The following is a 15355-nucleotide window of genomic DNA, read 5'->3' on the forward strand; positions in this document are numbered from 1 at the left end:
AAGCTGGCCCCGTTCAGGACCGGCTCATGGAGGCAAAGCTCAAGCCTTGGCTTTGGCCTTGGACATGGCGGACTTCACCGAAGCTTCGGCTTGGGCAGTTGCGGCCTTGAGGTTGGACTCGGCGGTTTCAGCAGCTTGCTTGGCCACTTTTTTCAGGGTTTCAGCGGCTGTTTGGCCAGCTTCGAAAGCAGTTTTGATCACGGCCACAGCGGCGTCAGAACCGGCTGGTGCGTTTTTCAGGCTGTTTTCGACCAAGCTTTTGACGGCTTGCTCGGATTCGGCCATTTTGCCTTCGGCAGCTTTGGTGAACACGGCGCTGGTGCTGTTGGCGATGTCAGCCAAGTGACGGCCGTAAGACACCGACTTTTCGAAGGCAGGCTGCACCAAAGCGGCTTGAACAGCCATCAGGTCTTGAGGGGACTTGGCACCCATCAGGGCTTGCATGTTGGCGAAAGACTCGCCCACAGCGGCTTTGCCAGCAGCCATGTTCAGCTCAACCAAACGCTCGAAACCGGCAAATGCGGTTTGCGACAGGTCAGCAGCAGCGGACAGGTTGGCTTTTTGGGTGGCGGCGAATTGGTCAGCATTGAAGTTCATGGTGTGTTCCTTGGAGAGTTTTTGTTGCAATGCAGCAATTTGAACAGCATGCCGGACCACAAGCAAGGGAAAACCCGCACTTTAGAGTCAGCTCTCCAATTGGGTACGGGGGCACCAACTCACTACACTTGCCGCAAAGGCCATCTCGGCCAAGAAAACTGGATTTATGGAATTTCTCAGTCTGCTGTTTTTATTGGCCACGGGCATCCACTGGCTCAACACCCGGGGCCAGCGCCAACGCACTGCCCTGTTGGCCGAGCAATTGCGTCCTTACCAGATAGAAAAACACATGGAACAACTGACCAGCGCCTACATGCGGGCGCTGGGTGAATCCGACCCCGAGCGGCAACTGCAAATATTGGAACTGCAAGAACAAGCAGAAAAGCAAATGGCCCACGAGTTCCAAAACCTGGCGCGGGAGTTTGCCAAACTGAGCGCCCCACCCACGCGAGGCTTCAAGCTGGCGATTCCCTACATCGACCAACTCTCACCCCGATTCACATTCGACATGCGCCGACTGCTGGAGGTGCATGCCCACGGCATTGAGCGCGCAGTGAACAACCTTCATGGACTGCCCCCCAAAGACCGCTCTTTCCAAATGATGGGCGAGATGTTTTTGATGCAGCACAGCTGCCATTGGTTTTGCAAATCCAAAACCATCGCCTCGGCCCGCATGCTGGCCCAGCACCAGACCCGCTACGAGCAAGCGCTCATAGCGGTCAGCCCCGAAACGCGCCAAGCTTATGCAGATGTGGTTCGGGGGCCAAACCAACACATTTAACTTTTGCGCGACTCGCGAGGGTCTTTGTGTCCCCAATGGCGACGGTGCTGTTGCCGTCCATCTTGCCCCATCAAGTTCACCCATTCAGCGTTGAAAACTGATTGCTGAGTGGGGTTCAGTTGAGTCATCAAGCCTTGTGCGGCTTGTTTCATTTGGGTCAAACGCGTTTGGTGGATCTTCAACTTTTGACTCATCGCCTCTATGCGCTCGATCGCACCCACGGCTTGGGTGTCCTTGAATTTCTTCATGGCTTCGCGCATGGACTCATGCTCTTTCTCACGGGCCAAGGCCAAGTCCTTGATGTCTTTGGCAAAAACGTTCCAAGCTGGGCGCTGTGCATCCTCCAGTTTCAGAGCGTCCTCCAGTTTGGCAAGTTGAACCACTGCACCTTGGCCACCGTTGTGCTTGTTGCTGCTGCGGTACTCATGGTGCTTGTGCATGCCGTGCTCGGAGGCGGTGGCCGTCATGCTGGCAGCACTGAGCAAAGCAGCCGACAACATCCAGATCATTCGTTTGTTCATTTCAGACTCCTTGAAGGTTATATCCCGCTGACGCGGTCTCTGACGGATGTCAGATAGGTGTATTGAACGGCGACCGCATCGGAAAAAGGTGTCTGAAGCCCAGCAATTTGCAAGCGCATGTGTCTGAACAGGATGCAGACATGTTTTGATACAAAAACCCCTGAGGGTCACCCGTATCATGCAGGCATGACTTACACCCCAGACCATGTTTTGATGGTCGATGACGACCCTGAAATTCGTCAATTGACCGCGCAATACCTTGAGCAAAACGGTGTGCATTGCAGTACTGCGGCGAATGGCCGTGAGATGCGTCATCTGCTGCAGTCCCAGCGTGTGGACTTGTTGGTGCTGGATGTGATGATGCCCAGCGAAGACGGTCTGACCATTTGCCGGGACTTGCGCGCCCAAGGTAGCCCGCATGCCGCCTTGCCCATCCTCATGCTCACAGCCCGTACCGAGGATGCTGACCGCATCTTGGGCCTCGAGATGGGGGCCGATGATTACTTGGGCAAACCATTTGTACCTCGAGAATTGTTGGCCCGCATCCGTGCCATTCTGCGCCGCTCGCGTGCCTTGCCAGGCAATTTACAAAGCGCCACGGACGCCATGTTTTGGCGATTTTCCGGTTACACGCTGGACGCTGTGACACGTCAGGTGCGCAATCCTGATGGCGTGCTTTTAGTGTTGACCTCTGGCGAATACCGCGTCTTGCACGTCTTGCTGCAACATGCCAACAAGGTGCTCTCACGCGACCAATTGCTCGAACTCACCCAAGGCCGAACGGCCGATGCATTTGACCGATCCATTGATTTGCTCATCAGCCGCCTGCGTTTGCGCTTGGGCGAACCTGCCCGCACAATTGGCCTGATCAAGACCGTTCGCAGCGAAGGTTATGTACTGGCCACCGAGGTACAAGCCGAATGAATGCTGTGCTCCAAAAAATCTGGCCACAAAGCCTGTTTGCGCGTTTGTTGTGGGTGTGGTTGATGGGCTTGGCTCTGGTGCTGGCCGCTGCGGCCTGGCTGGCGCTAGATGAACGCATGGTGCGCGGCCAAGTGGTGTGGCACACCCGGGTGACTCAAGAGTTAGCGGCGTCGGCCGACTGGCTCGATACCTTAAGCCCAGGCCAACGCGCCCAGTGGATGCAAGACAGGGACAAACGCCGTGCACGCTGGCGTCTCGAACCACCCGCAACCTGGACACCCAACGAAACACCGCTACCACCCCACGTTCGCTCCCTCGCCAAGTACTTAGAACAAGAGTTGGCGCCGCGCCAACCACGCGTTCGACATCTGATGGTGGTACGCCAACATGACCCTGAAACAGATGCCGAGGCTCACCGCGTCAAGCCGGCAAGAGAACAGGCTTGGGTGTCTCTGAAGTTGGCCGATGACGCCCTGGTGTATGCCAGATTACCCGCCTCTCCCCAACTCGAAGCCATGAGCATCCCCGGCCTGGGTGGACGCGCACCTTGGGGCTTGGTGATGCTGACAGTGATTGTGGGCTTGGCCTTTTTGTCCTGGCTTGCGGTCATTTACGCCACACGTCCACTCAAGCGCATGACCCAAGCCGCTTTGGACTTGGCCGCCCACCCAAACCGTGCACCACTGCCCGACAGTGGGCCCACAGAAGTACGCCAAGCCGCACAAGCCTTCAACCACATGCAAACTCAATTGCAGCGGCATATGGCTCAGCAAACGCAGGTCCTCGCCGCCATTGCACACGACTTGCAAACACCCTTGACGCGTTTGCGCCTCAAAACCGAGTGGGTTAACGACGATTCACTGCGCCAGCGCATGCAAGCCGACCTGAGTGAAATGCAAGACCTGGTGCACGACGGCCTGGCACTGGCTCGGAGTTGGCATGCTCAACCCCAGCGCCAGCCGGTTCATTTGAATCAACTCTTGCAGACCCAACTCAGTGAGTGGGAAGACCTGGGCTGGGAAGTACAGGTGAAGGGCACAGACAAGGACTGCTTGGTCAAGACCGATGTGGCCGCACTGCGACGCGTGCTGGGCAATGTGGTGCATAACGCCATCTCCTACGGCCAACGAGCTACAGTGCACTTGTCTTGCAAAGACCCCCAACAATCTGACCACTGGTGTATCGTAGTAACCGATGAAGGACCAGGCTTGCCGGAGTCCGATTTAAAAACGGTGTTGCAACCATTTGTACGCCAAGAAAGTTCCCGCAACCGACAAACCGGCGGCACGGGCTTGGGCTTGTCCATCGCACTGAACCTCATGACGGCGATGGGTGGGAGTCTGATATTGGCCAACCGCCCTGAAGGCGGATTGAGTGTGACGCTCAGTGCGCCGCATTAAGCATTCAGTGAACAGCAAGCCTATCAGCAAAGCTTAGTCGGACCAGACTTGAACGGGCTTAAGCGCTGACCTTGCCGATCGCGCAGCTGACCATCGACTTGGCCTGCGCCAAGCCCGACTGAAAACCGGCCACCGAACCTTGTTCGGGGTAGCCCATGCTGCGCAGTTTGTCGGCAATGGCGCTGCGCTCAGCCTCATGGGCCAAGAGCGTGATGCGTTGCTGCTCGCGGTCGATCTGCACCTCGCTCACGCCCGCGATGCTGTTCAGGCCTTTGCGGATAGAGTTTTCGCAACCGCCGCATTTGATGTTTTCGACGTCAAAAATCAGTGAAGTCATGGTGGGGTCCTTTCAAAGACAGCCGTTGTGTTGTTTCCAAATCGTTTCGTGGCCCATGGCCTTGGCGAACTCAGGCACACGGCAGCGCTCTTCTTCACTGGCCGTGGGCTGGCTCGGTGTGCCGTGCATGGCCGGGTGGTGCATGCCGCGCAACGCGGGGCCTTCTAAGACCCAGCCCGCCACCGCCACCATCAGCGCCACAAAACACACCAGCACCAAGGCTTGGCCGCAGTGGCCGCCCGCGCCAGCAGGCGGTGTGTAGCGGCAAGTACCGCCGGGGCACATCTGGGCTTGCTCGGGGCGCAGCCAGTTGTGCAGCTTGCAGCCGATGCAAATACCAAACGCGGTTTCAAAAAACATCAACAGCAAACAGGTGCCACACACCAGCATGTTGATCGGCCCAATGCTGTGCTCGATCACCAGCAAATACATCATCAACAGACCCAGTGCCAAGCCAATGCCCCAGGCAAAGCGCTTTTGCGGCGCCCCCACGTATTCGGGCTCCTGGCCGCGCACGACCCACTGGCCGATGATCATGGCCGGGGCCCAGCGCGGGTTGACGAAGAGGCGAATGCCGAACTCGATCACAAAGGCCACCACAAACACCTGCGTGGTTTGGAATTGGCCCAGCAGCAAGGCTTGCGCGAACGCGGCGAAGGCCATGACGAACAAAATCCCGGCGCTGGCGCGCACCGCACGTTCGTTGAACACGGGCACTGCGTAATCGGGCAGGGTTTGGCCAAAGGCGAAAAATGGGGTTTTCATGCGGGCAGTATGCGGCGCGGCGGTGCATTCACATATGATTTCAATCACATGAACACCACACACTCCGATCAGCGCTTGCTCGACCTCTTGCCCCCGGCCGTCTTGGCAGACTGCGAGGCGCTGCAGCTGCGCAAAGGTGAAAAACTGTTCACGACAGGCCAACAGCCACGCTATTTGTTTTGGGTCCATGCAGGCCAAGTGGTGCTGGAACGTGTGGCGGCCAACGGCAGCAGTGTGGTGCTGCAGCGCACGCACCAAGGCTTTGTGAGTGAGGCCAGCTTGCAGTCGCCGCGTTACCACTGCGACGCCGTGGTGGTGTTGGACGCGCGCATCACCCGCGTGCCGGTGCCCGCGCTCTTGCAAGCCCTCACCGACGACCCCACCTTTGCCCTGCGCTGGATCGCCATGCTCAACCAAGAGGTGCGCCGCTTGCGCTTGCAGTGCGAACGCCTGAACCTCAAGGGCGTGCAAGCGCGGGTGCTGCACTGGCTAGAGACCGAAGGCACGGGCGGCTGCTGCGCCGTGACCGCGGGCTACAAATCGCTGGCCGCCGAACTGGGTGTGAGCCACGAAGCGCTCTACCGCGCCTTGGCCGACATGGTGGACGCGGGCTTGGTGCTGCGCGAGCCTGAGCGGTTGTGTTTGAAGCCCCACAACACGCGCAAATAAGCTGCGCTCAAGCCAGTGCGTTACAAACAGCTTTACCGCAGAGTTTGGGGTGAAGGGCTTTCAGCCCTGGGCCTCGGCCTCCGGCCACAAACTCGGAAAGTAAAAGCGCAACGCGAGCTGCGGCACGCCCCAGCGCAGCTTGCCGTGGGGCGAATCGCTTTCCAACAAACCCCTTTTGAGCAAAGCCGACACCTGCGCCGTGGCCAAGCGCTCGCCCAAGCCCAGCATGGCTTTAAAATCGGCCCTGTCCAGCTCGGCCTGCGAAGCAAACAAATAATGCAGCGCCCGCAAAGCCTCTGAGCGCACACCTTGCTTGACCACGTTTTCTTCGTAGGCCAGACAGGCGGCCATGCGGTCCTTCATGGCATCCAGTGACAGCAAGCCCGACATGAAGTCGACCTGATCAATGCACACGCCCAGCACATAATCAATCCATCGGATCAGCCCCGACTCGGTCAGGTTGCCCCGGCCATCCAAATCTCCCGCCCGGGGTTCATCGGCTGCTGCCAAATTGGCGTAATACGCTTCGTGCGTGCGGGCAAAGCCCCGCAAAGGCGACCACAAACCGTTGGTCAAGCCCATATGACCCAACACCAAATGGCTGTGCAGCCGCACCACACGCCCGTTGCCGTCTGCAAAGGGGTGAATCCAGGCCAGCCGCTGGTGCGCCGCCGCCATGGCCACCAACTGCAGCTCGCCTCGGCGCAAGCCCGAATACAGAGTCGACCAACGGGCTAAAAAAGCTGGCAAAGCCGCCGCAGCGGGCGCGGCATGCCGCCCCACACTCACCTCGCGTTCACGCAAAGCACCGGGTTGCAAGGTTTGCGGGCCAGAGGGTGATTCAAGCTGGCGATCGGCTTCGGGCAAACGGGCAAACAAATCCTGGTGGATGTCGCAGACGGTCTGCACCGACCAGACTTGGGCACCGTCCCACGCAGGCCACAACGCCTCCAATTGCGACTCGGTCGCCATGTGGGCCAGCGCCATGCGTTGGCGGCGGGCCTTGTCGGCATCTTGGGCGTAATCGTTGCGCAGGGCTTGCTCAATCTCCACCGGCAAGGTGTGCTGCCCCTCGATCTTGTTGGAGTAATACGATTTCATGGCCCGTAACGATGCGCGCAGCCCCGGCAGTGCCCCGCTCGGACACCAGCCCGACAAACGGTCTGCCTTGCGGATCAGGTCATGCGCACGCTCCAGCAATGGGCCCATACGGCCCTCGGCAGGTAGCAAGGGCTCCATCTGTGCGGGATGGTCATAAAGCTCAAATTTTTGCGACTTTGACATAAGACGCAAGTCTATGTCATGTATAGATATTTATCAAATCATGCGGAAAGTTTTGCGACTTCGAATGCGACTTGAAATGCGCTTTTATTCAACCCTGCGCCCGCTGCTTCAAATACGGCCCCACCATGTGGCGGCTGGTGCGTTGCAGGCCCATCAGCAAAGCGTGGTCGGCCTGCTGGCAGCCGTAGCGGGTTTTCAGGTCATGCTGCATCTGCGCCAGCAAATGCGCGGCCATCTCGGCATCGGCCAGGGCCCGGTGGGCGCGGCCTGACGACGGCAAATGGTGCAGCGCGGCCAGCGTGCCCAGCTTGTGGTTGGGCGCTTGCGGGTACAGGCGGCGCGACAACAACAAAGTGCAGGCAAAGGCGTGCGAGCCGTCTTGCCCGCAACGCGCCAGCTCGGCTTGCCAAAACTTTTTGTCAAACGCCGCGTTGTGCGCCACCATGGGCCGCCCGGCCACAAAGCGAGCCGCCTCGCGCATCACCTGCTCGGCCGGGGGGGCGGCCTGCACCATCTCGTTGGTGATGCCCGTGAGCTGGGTGATGAAACTGTTCACCCGCACCCCTGCGTTCATCAGGCTTTGGTAGCGGTCCACCACCTGCCCGCCTTCGAGCATGACAATGGCCACCTCGGTGGCGCGGTCGCCCATATTGGGCGAGATGCCAGTGGTTTCGAAGTCGATGATGGCGATTTGGGTCATTCAGGGTCAGTGGTGTGCCTGCCCGCGCTGATGGGATTGACACTCACAAGCTTTTATTTGATATCAATTAACTTAAAATGATATCATGAAGCTCAGCTCAAGGAGACCCTGCCATGTCATCCATCACCATCCGCAATTTGCCCGAAGAAACCCACAGAGCTTTGCGACAGCGTGCCGCATTGGCGGGCCGCAGCACCGAGGCCGAAGTGCGCGCCATACTTGAGCAAGCCGCACGCCCCCAAGGACGCATCCAACTGGGATCTCTGCTGGCCGAAATTGGCCAAGAGGCTGGCGGCTTTGACTTAAATATGGAGCGCGACAAAACACCCGCAAAACCCATGGGATTTGAATGATCTTGCTCGACACCAACGTGATCTCGGAGCCACTGAAGCTGTCTGCGGATGCGGGCGTTTTGGCGTGGATCGACGCGCAATCCATCGACACCCTTTACCTGTCCGCCATCAGCCTGGCCGAATTGCGCTTTGGCATCGCGGCCCTGCCATCGGGCAAACGCAAAGAAACCCTGTTCCTGGGTCTGGAGCAACGCATCCTGCCTTTGTTCGCTGACCGAATCCTGCCTTTTGACGCCAACGCGTCTCAGGCCTATGCAGACATCCTATCGACAGCCCGCACCCAAGGCCGAGCCATCTCGACCGCTGACGGTTACATCGCCGCCACGGCCAAGCGCCATGGCTTCATGGTGGCTACGCGCGACGCCAGCCCGTTTGAAGCGGCGGGCATCACCGTGATCAACCCCTGGACAGTTCAACACTGACCGCCCCAAGCTGCGCACACATGACCGGCCCCATCCTCTTCTGCGGCGACCCCCACGGCCAATGGCAGCACATCATCGATGCCGCCTTGCAAACCCACGCCCGCGCCGTGATCTTGCTGGGCGACCTGGAGCCGTCACGGCCGCTGCACATCGAGCTGGAAGCGATTTGGGAGCGGGTCTGGTTCATCCACGGCAACCACGACACCGACCACGCGGACAACTTTGGCAACGTCTGGCACCCAGAGGTGAGCGAGCGGCAACTGCACGGTCGCGTCGTCACGCTGCCCTGCGGCACGCGCATCGCCGGGCTGGGCGGTGTGTTTCGCGGTACGGTGTGGTACCCCAAAGACCAGCAAGCGCCCAAGTTTCGCAACCGCGAAGAGCACACCAGCTTCACCCCGCGCCAAGACCGCTGGCAAGGCGGCGTGCACCTCAAGCACTGGTCCACCATCTACCCCGACGAGGTGGAACAACTGGCCTCGCTGCAAGCCGACATCCTCATCACCCACGAAGCGCCCGGCTACCACGACCACGGATTCAAAGAGCTGGACTCACTGGCCCGCCGCATGGGCGTGCGCATGACGGTGCACGGCCACCAACACGACAACATCGACAGTAGCGCGCGCTGGGCTGAGCAAGGGTTTGAAAGTTATGGGGTGGGTCTGCGGGGGGTGATGTCGTTCGACGCGCAAGCGCAAGAGCCTGTGCAAGTGCGCACGGTGGTGGCGGGGATGCTGGACTAGGCGCATTCGTGGCGGGAGAAGCAGTGAGTTTTTTTTGTCCTAGGCAAAGCTCTGGTTCATGAAGCCGCACCTATTTCTTAAGCTGATTGCCTCACCCACATGGAGGCAACATGCACCCCGCAAAAGATCCAAGCATCACGCCGTTTATCTATCAATCCAATCAAAGACCGTCCTGTCTAACTTCAAATTTTTTAGTCTTTTGCACAAACAAGAAGGCCCGGTATACCGGGCCTTTCTGATTTGCAAATTTGAAAATTTGCATCACTTCTGAGAACCCACAAAATCAAATATCGATATTCCCCGCCCGCAGCGCGTTGCTTTCGATGAAGTGACGGCGTGGCTCGACCTCGTCGCCCATGAGCATGGTGAACACGCGGTCGGCTTCGATGGCGTCGTCGATCTGCACGCGCAGCAGGCGGCGCACGGTGGGGTCCATGGTGGTTTCCCACAGTTGGGCGGGGTTCATCTCGCCCAAGCCTTTGTAGCGCTGGCGGCTGGTGGTGCGTTCGGCTTCGCTGATGAGCCAATGCATGGCCTGGCGGAAGTCGCCCACTTTTTCTTCTTTCTGGCGCTCGCCTTCGCCGCGCAGGGCTTTGGCACCTTCGCCAAGCAAGCCGCGGAAGGTCTCGGCCGCTTCGGCCAGAGCGCCGTAATCGGCACCATGCACAAAGTCTTGCGTGATGATGCTGCTCTTGATGTTACCGTGGTGGCGGCGGCTGATGCGCAGAATCGGTTTGTCGGTGCGCACGTCAAACTCGGCGGTCACTTCGGCGGGGATGCCGGTGGTGTTGAGTTCGCGCAGCTTGGCCTGCAGCGCGGGGGCGCATGCAGCGGCTTGTTCCATGCCATCCAAGTTAAGCGAAACACCGTCGGCCATGGCACGCAGGGCTTCGGCGTCCATGAAGTTGGACAGGCGTGCAATGACGTGTTCGGCCACTTGGTGTTTGCGGGCGAATGCTTCCAGCGTCTCGCCAGTCAGCACTTGCGGCGCAGCGCCGCCCGTGCTGATGCTGGCGTCTTTGAGCGCGATGCGCAGCAAGAAGCCATCGAGCGCCGGACCGTCTTTGAGGTACAGCTCTTCTTTGCCGGCCTTGACTTTGTATAGTGGTGGCTGGGCGATGTAGATGTGGCCACGCTCGACCAGGTCAGGCATCTGGCGGTAGAAGAAGGTCAGCAACAAGGTGCGGATGTGCGCGCCGTCCACATCGGCGTCGGTCATGATGATGATGCGGTGGTAGCGCAGTTTGTCGACGTTGAAGTCGTCGGTGCCGCTCTTGCCGGATTCGGCGCTGGCCTTGCCAATGCCGGTGCCCAAGGCGGTGATGAGCGTGACGATTTCGTTGCTGGTGAGCAGCTTTTCGTAGCGGGCTTTTTCCACGTTCAGGATCTTGCCGCGCAGAGGCAAGATGGCCTGGAATTTACGGTCGCGGCCTTGCTTGGCCGAGCCTCCGGCGGAGTCACCCTCGACGATGTAGATTTCGCACAGGGCTGGGTCTTTTTCTTGGCAGTCGGCCAGTTTGCCGGGCAGGCCCATGCCGTCGAGCACGCCTTTACGGCGTGTCATTTCGCGCGCTTTGCGGGCGGCTTCGCGGGCGCGGGCGGCTTCCACGATCTTGCCGCAGATGATCTTGGCGTCGTTGGGGCGCTCTTCCAAGAAGTCGGTCAGGGCCTTGGCCACGATGTCTTCCACCGGGGCACGCACTTCGCTCGACACGAGCTTGTCTTTGGTCTGGCTGGAGAACTTGGGCTCGGGCACTTTCACGCTCAACACGCAGCACAGGCCTTCACGCATGTCGTCACCGCTGACTTCGACTTTTTGCTTTTTGGCGATCTCGTTTTTCTCGATGTACTTGGCGATCACGCGGGTCATCGCGGCACGCAGGCCCGTGAGGTGGGTGCCACCGTCACGCTGCGGGATGTTGTTGGTGAAGCACAGCACGTTTTCGTTGTAGCCGTCGTTCCACTGCATGGCCACTTCCACACCGATGCTGGTGCCGGGGATGCCGCCGTAGCTGTCGGCTGGGCGCTCGCCGTTGGCGTGGAAGGCATTGGGGTGCAACACTTTTTTGTTGGCGTTGATGAAGTCCACAAAGCCTTTGACGCCACCCGCGCCAGAGAAGTCGTCTTCTTTGCCGCTGCGCTCGTCTTTGAGGCGAATGCGCACGCCGTTGTTGAGGAAGGACAGTTCACGCAAACGCTTGGCCAAAATCTCGTAATGGAAATCAGTGTTCTGCGTGAAGATTTCGGTGTCGGGCAAAAAGTGCACTTCGGTGCCGCGCTTGTCGGTGGCACCCGTCACGCGCATGGGCGAAATTTCGACGCCGTCCACCGTCTCGAGTAAACGGTTTTGCACAAATCCTTTGGCAAAGTCGATCTGGTGGACTTTGCCTTCGCGGCGCACCGTGAGGCGCAGCCACTTGGACAGCGCGTTCACGCAAGACACGCCCACGCCGTGCAAACCGCCAGAGACCTTGTAGCTGTTTTGGTTGAACTTGCCGCCTGCGTGCAGTTCGGTCAAAGCGATTTCTGACGCACTGCGCTTGGGCTCGTGCTTGTCGTCCATCTTCACGCCCGTGGGGATGCCGCGGCCGTTGTCGGTCACGCTGATGGAGTTGTCACTGTGGATGGTGACGACGATGTCGTCGCAGTGGCCCGCCAGTGCTTCGTCGATCGAGTTGTCCACGACCTCGAACACCAAGTGGTGCAGGCCCGTGCCGTCAGAGGTATCGCCGATGTACATGCCGGGGCGTTTGCGCACCGCTTCCAGACCTTCCAGGATCTGGATGGAGCCTTCGCCATAGCCTTCGGATGCGCCCGCTTGGTTGGCGTCGATCTTGGGTTGCGCGGTGGTGAAAGCTTCTTCGCTGGGGTTGATTTCGTCGGTCATGTTCAATTTTCTCTGTCGCTTGAATGGCCGAAACCCGCGAGGGGTCGCGGGTTTCGATAAAAGGAGCCCTGAAGGTGCCTTGAGGGCTTTCGCCTTAAATGCGCATGGGCATCACCACATATTTGAAGTTGTCGTTCTCGGGGATCGTGATCAGCGCCGAGCTGTTGGCGTCGGCCAGATCGATGCGGACCATGTCTTGGCCCATGTTGCTGAGCACGTCGATGATGTAGGTGACGTTGAAGCCGATTTCGATGCTGTCGCCACCGTAGTCAATGTCGAGTTCGTCCACGGCTTCTTCTTGTTCGGCGTTGGTCGAGGCCACGCGCAGGCTGCCGGGGTCGAGGTTCAGGCGCACGCCCTTGAACTTGTCGCTGGTCAGGATGGCGGTGCGCTGCAAGCAAGACAGCAGGGCTTGGCGGCCCAGCGTCAGGTTGTTGCTGTGGCCTTTGGGGATCACGCGGTTGTAGTCGGGGAACTTGCCCTCGACCAGCTTGGTCACGAACTCCATGCCGTCAAAGCTGAACTTGGCCTGGTTGTTGGCAAATTGCATTTCGATCGCACCGTCAGCGTCAGACAGCAAACGCTGCAACTCGAGCACGGTTTTGCGGGGCAAGATGACTTCTTGTTTGGTGGGCACTTCCACATCCAGCGTGGCGGCGGTGAAGGCCAAACGGTGGCCGTCTGTGGCGACCAGGCTCAGGCGGTTGCCTTCAGCCACAAACAAGATGCCGTTGAGGTAGTAACGGATGTCGTGCACGGCCATGGCAAACGAGACTTGCCCCAGCAATTGCTTGAGGGTTTTTTGCGGCACGCTGAACACGGGGCCGAAGCTGGCGGCTTCTTGCACCAGTGGGAAGTCTTCTGCGGGCAAGGTCTGCAAGGTGAACTTGGACTTGCCGCCCTTCAAGATCAGCTTGGCTTGCGACGATTCGAGGCTGACGGTTTGGTCAGCAGGCATGGTGCGCAGAATGTCGATGAGTTTGCGGGCGCCCACGGTGGTGGTGAAGTCGCCTGGGTCACCGTCCATCTCGGCAGTGGTGCGGATTTGGATTTCGAGGTCGCTGGTAGTCAGCTGCACGGCATGGCCCGTTTTGCGGATCAGCACGTTGGCCAGCACGGGCAGCGTGTGGCGGCGCTCGACAATGCCGGACACGGATTGCAGGACCGACAGCAATTTGTCTTGGGTGGCCTTCAGGACGATCATTTGTCTACCTTTGATGGTTTTTTACGCCACAGCTCGAAACTGGGTGCTTTTTCACAACAGCGCTCATTTTCGCTGTTTTTTGGGCCCAAAACGGCCCAATGAGGGGTCAAATCACTTAAATCGGGCAGCAAACTCAAGTCCACTGCGGTTCAACCTTTGAGCGTTTGTTCCAGCACATGCAGCTGCTGGTTCAATTCGGTCATTTGCTGGCGCTCGGCGTTGATTTTGCGCACGGCGTGCAGCACGGTGGTGTGGTCACGCCCGCCAAACAGCTCGCCAATTTCGGGCAGGCTCTTTTGCGTCATTTCCTTGGCCAGGTACATGGCAATCTGGCGCGGGCGGGCAATGCTGGCCGGACGCTTTTTGCTGTACATGTCGGCGACCTTGATCTTGTAGTAGTCGGCCACCGTTTTCTGGATGTTTTCGACACTGATCTGGCGGTTTTGAATCGACAGCAAATCTCGCAGGGCGTCACGGGCCAGCTGGATGGAGATTTCCTTCTGGTTGAAGCGCGAATAAGCCAGGATTTTGCGCAGCGCACCTTCGAGCTCGCGCACGTTGGAGCGCACGTTTTTGGCCACAAAAAACGCCACTTCCTCCGGCATTTCGCTGCCTTCGCTGATGGCTTTGTTGATCAAAATCGCCACGCGCATTTCGAGTTCGGGCGGCTCCATGGCCACCGTCAGGCCCGAATCGAAGCGCGAGACCAGTCGCTCGTGGATGTCGGCCAGGCCCTTGGGATAGGTATCGCTGGTCATCACGATGTGCGACTTTTTGGCCAGCAGGGCCTCAAAAGCGTTGAAGAATTCTTCTTGCGTGCGGTCCTTGTTGGCAAAGAACTGCACATCGTCGATCAGCAGCAGATCGAGCGAGTGGTAATGGTGCTTGAACTCGTCAAAAGTCTTGCGTTGGTAGGCTTTAACCACATCCGACACAAACTGTTCGGCGTGGATGTACAAAACTTTGGCTTCGGGCCGGTCGGCCAGCAGTTTGTTGCCGATGGCATGCATCAAGTGGGTCTTGCCCAAACCCACACCGCCATAGATGAACAAGGGGTTGTACAAGTGGCCCGGCGAACCCGACACATGCATGGCCGCCGCACGCGCCATGCGATTGGCGGTGCCTTCAACCAAGTTGTCAAAAGTCAGGGCGGTGTTGAGTCGGCTGCGGAAGGTATTGGTGGCCGGCTCTTCGGGCAAATCGATGGGCTCAGGTCCGTTCTCCATTGAAGACGGCGTGGACTGCCTTGTAGGCCTGATGCCGACGTCACGAGGAGTAAGCACTAACTCGATCTGAACAGGATGACCTTGCAGGCTTTCCAGTAAAGCAGTCAAACGACCTGCATACTGGGCACGAATCCAGTCGAGTTTGAACCGGTTGGCCACATACAAAGTCATGCGCAACTGGTCTTCCGACATCTGCGCAGTGAGCGGTTTGATCCAGGTATTGAACTGCTGCTCAGGCAGCTCGCGGGACAGCTCGTCCACACAAGCCTGCCACAAAGCTTGGCCGGCATCCATCGGAAATTCTGGGGTAAGTCCCTCTGACATGTTGTATTTGTTTTTTGTGGACAGTTGAGAGAAAAAATGGCAGAGAAATGAGGCTTATCAAGAGCTTATCCACATGCCGATACGGGTTCTGAAGTCCATCATAAACCACATCGGCTCTGGCTGGGATCAGGGAACACCCGAAAAGCAAATGACAGTTTATTTGCCGGGGGCCCGAAAGTTTGCGATAATCTTGGGTTTCGCCCAAAGCTGATTCATGG

General features: G+C 58.7%; 16 protein-coding genes. 7 read left to right on the forward strand and 9 right to left on the reverse strand.

Annotated elements, in window-relative coordinates:
• Positions 1-39 precede the first annotated feature (39 nt).
• Positions 40-597, reverse strand: coding sequence for a TIGR01841 family phasin (gene phaP, locus SWE17_RS01830; protein WP_100118334.1), 558 nt, complete (start codon positions 595-597; stop codon positions 40-42).
• A gap of 166 nt (positions 598-763) precedes the next feature.
• On the opposite strand from phaP, the gene SWE17_RS01835 reads away from it, so the two are divergent.
• On the forward strand, positions 764-1378 hold the full coding sequence (locus tag SWE17_RS01835; RefSeq protein ID WP_322991432.1) for a hypothetical protein: 615 nt from the start codon (positions 764-766) through the stop codon (positions 1376-1378).
• Here SWE17_RS01835 and SWE17_RS01840 read toward each other — a convergent pair.
• Positions 1375-1899, reverse strand: coding sequence for a Spy/CpxP family protein refolding chaperone (locus SWE17_RS01840; RefSeq protein ID WP_322991433.1), 525 nt, complete (start codon positions 1897-1899; stop codon positions 1375-1377). The two genes, SWE17_RS01835 and SWE17_RS01840, sit on opposite strands and share 4 nt — an antisense overlap.
• Positions 1900-2085: 186 nt before the next feature.
• Between SWE17_RS01840 and SWE17_RS01845 the strand changes: the two genes are divergently transcribed.
• The gene (locus SWE17_RS01845; protein ID WP_322991434.1) at positions 2086-2823 is read left to right on the forward strand and encodes a response regulator; all 738 of its coding nucleotides are present in this window, start codon (positions 2086-2088) and stop codon (positions 2821-2823) included.
• Entirely contained in the window at positions 2820-4223 is a 1404-nt protein-coding gene (locus SWE17_RS01850) for an ATP-binding protein (RefSeq protein WP_322991435.1), read from the forward strand. The genes SWE17_RS01845 and SWE17_RS01850 overlap by 4 nt, the downstream gene beginning before the upstream one ends.
• Positions 4224-4281: 58 nt before the next feature.
• On the opposite strand, the gene SWE17_RS01855 is transcribed toward SWE17_RS01850, so the two are convergent.
• Both SWE17_RS01855 and SWE17_RS01860 read right to left on the reverse strand, forming a co-directional pair.
• Positions 4282-4560: a heavy metal-associated domain-containing protein gene (locus SWE17_RS01855; RefSeq protein ID WP_322991436.1), complete on the reverse strand. Its 279-nt coding sequence runs from the start codon at positions 4558-4560 to the stop codon at positions 4282-4284.
• A 12-nt stretch (positions 4561-4572) separates the two neighbouring features.
• Positions 4573-5325: a DUF4395 domain-containing protein gene (locus SWE17_RS01860; RefSeq protein ID WP_322991437.1), complete on the reverse strand. Its 753-nt coding sequence runs from the start codon at positions 5323-5325 to the stop codon at positions 4573-4575.
• A 48-nt stretch (positions 5326-5373) separates the two neighbouring features.
• On the opposite strand from SWE17_RS01860, the gene SWE17_RS01865 reads away from it, so the two are divergent.
• A complete protein-coding gene (locus tag SWE17_RS01865; protein WP_322991438.1) occupies positions 5374-5994 on the forward strand; it encodes a Crp/Fnr family transcriptional regulator in 621 nt (206 codons plus the stop codon).
• Positions 5995-6054: 60 nt separating this feature from the next.
• Here SWE17_RS01865 and SWE17_RS01870 read toward each other — a convergent pair whose 3' ends face one another.
• Both SWE17_RS01870 and SWE17_RS01875 read right to left on the reverse strand, forming a co-directional pair.
• Positions 6055-7278 carry a Fic family protein gene (locus SWE17_RS01870; protein ID WP_322991692.1) on the reverse strand — a complete coding sequence of 408 codons (1224 nt, stop codon included), beginning with the start codon at positions 7276-7278 and terminating at the stop codon, positions 6055-6057.
• Between the two features lie 88 nt (positions 7279-7366).
• Positions 7367-7978 (reverse strand): 3'-5' exonuclease, encoded by a 612-nt coding sequence (locus SWE17_RS01875; protein ID WP_322991439.1) that lies wholly within the window; start codon positions 7976-7978, stop codon positions 7367-7369.
• A 113-nt stretch (positions 7979-8091) separates the two neighbouring features.
• Here SWE17_RS01875 and SWE17_RS01880 point away from each other — a divergent pair, with 113 nt between their 5' ends.
• Genes SWE17_RS01880 through SWE17_RS01890 form a run of 3 tightly spaced genes read left to right on the forward strand, consistent with a single transcriptional unit; the run spans position 8092 to position 9496 of the window.
• Positions 8092-8331: a FitA-like ribbon-helix-helix domain-containing protein gene (locus tag SWE17_RS01880; protein WP_322991440.1), complete on the forward strand. Its 240-nt coding sequence runs from the start codon at positions 8092-8094 to the stop codon at positions 8329-8331.
• Positions 8328-8753, forward strand: a complete 426-nt coding sequence (locus SWE17_RS01885) for a type II toxin-antitoxin system VapC family toxin (RefSeq protein ID WP_322991441.1) — start codon at positions 8328-8330, stop codon at positions 8751-8753. Before SWE17_RS01880 ends, SWE17_RS01885 begins: the two co-directional genes overlap by 4 nt.
• Before the next feature lie 20 nt (positions 8754-8773).
• The gene (locus SWE17_RS01890) at positions 8774-9496 is read left to right on the forward strand and encodes a metallophosphoesterase (RefSeq protein WP_322991442.1); all 723 of its coding nucleotides are present in this window, start codon (positions 8774-8776) and stop codon (positions 9494-9496) included.
• 283 nt (positions 9497-9779) lie between these two features.
• Here SWE17_RS01890 and gyrB read toward each other — a convergent pair whose 3' ends face one another.
• The 3 genes from gyrB to dnaA form a co-directional block, all read right to left on the reverse strand.
• Positions 9780-12383, reverse strand: coding sequence for a DNA topoisomerase (ATP-hydrolyzing) subunit B (gene gyrB / locus SWE17_RS01895; protein WP_322991443.1), 2604 nt, complete (start codon positions 12381-12383; stop codon positions 9780-9782).
• Between the two features lie 94 nt (positions 12384-12477).
• A complete protein-coding gene (gene dnaN / locus SWE17_RS01900; protein WP_100118079.1) occupies positions 12478-13587 on the reverse strand; it encodes a DNA polymerase III subunit beta in 1110 nt (369 codons plus the stop codon).
• 149 nt (positions 13588-13736) lie between these two features.
• Positions 13737-15137: a chromosomal replication initiator protein DnaA gene (dnaA, locus tag SWE17_RS01905; protein WP_322991444.1), complete on the reverse strand. Its 1401-nt coding sequence runs from the start codon at positions 15135-15137 to the stop codon at positions 13737-13739.
• Positions 15138-15355 lie beyond the last annotated feature (218 nt).

The organism is Limnohabitans sp. (assembly GCF_034680285.1).
Lineage (GTDB): Bacteria > Pseudomonadota > Gammaproteobacteria > Burkholderiales > Burkholderiaceae_C > Limnohabitans_A.

Coding starts and splice junctions, on each gene's coding strand:
- SWE17_RS01880 (WP_322991440.1), top strand. CDS start 8,092: ATGTCATCCATCACCATCCGCAATTTGCCCGAAGAAACCCACAGAGCT.
- SWE17_RS01855 (WP_322991436.1), bottom strand. CDS start 4,560: ATGACTTCACTGATTTTTGACGTCGAAAACATCAAATGCGGCGGTTGC.
- SWE17_RS01875 (WP_322991439.1), bottom strand. CDS start 7,978: ATGACCCAAATCGCCATCATCGACTTCGAAACCACTGGCATCTCGCCC.
- SWE17_RS01835 (WP_322991432.1), top strand. CDS start 764: ATGGAATTTCTCAGTCTGCTGTTTTTATTGGCCACGGGCATCCACTGG.
- SWE17_RS01840 (WP_322991433.1), bottom strand. CDS start 1,899: ATGAACAAACGAATGATCTGGATGTTGTCGGCTGCTTTGCTCAGTGCT.
- SWE17_RS01865 (WP_322991438.1), top strand. CDS start 5,374: ATGAACACCACACACTCCGATCAGCGCTTGCTCGACCTCTTGCCCCCG.
- dnaN (WP_100118079.1), bottom strand. CDS start 13,587: ATGATCGTCCTGAAGGCCACCCAAGACAAATTGCTGTCGGTCCTGCAA.
- SWE17_RS01845 (WP_322991434.1), top strand. CDS start 2,086: ATGACTTACACCCCAGACCATGTTTTGATGGTCGATGACGACCCTGAA.
- SWE17_RS01890 (WP_322991442.1), top strand. CDS start 8,774: ATGACCGGCCCCATCCTCTTCTGCGGCGACCCCCACGGCCAATGGCAG.
- phaP (WP_100118334.1), bottom strand. CDS start 597: ATGAACTTCAATGCTGACCAATTCGCCGCCACCCAAAAAGCCAACCTG.
- dnaA (WP_322991444.1), bottom strand. CDS start 15,137: ATGTCAGAGGGACTTACCCCAGAATTTCCGATGGATGCCGGCCAAGCT.
- SWE17_RS01860 (WP_322991437.1), bottom strand. CDS start 5,325: ATGAAAACCCCATTTTTCGCCTTTGGCCAAACCCTGCCCGATTACGCA.
- SWE17_RS01870 (WP_322991692.1), bottom strand. CDS start 7,278: ATGTCAAAGTCGCAAAAATTTGAGCTTTATGACCATCCCGCACAGATG.
- SWE17_RS01885 (WP_322991441.1), top strand. CDS start 8,328: ATGATCTTGCTCGACACCAACGTGATCTCGGAGCCACTGAAGCTGTCT.
- gyrB (WP_322991443.1), bottom strand. CDS start 12,383: ATGACCGACGAAATCAACCCCAGCGAAGAAGCTTTCACCACCGCGCAA.
- SWE17_RS01850 (WP_322991435.1), top strand. CDS start 2,820: ATGAATGCTGTGCTCCAAAAAATCTGGCCACAAAGCCTGTTTGCGCGT.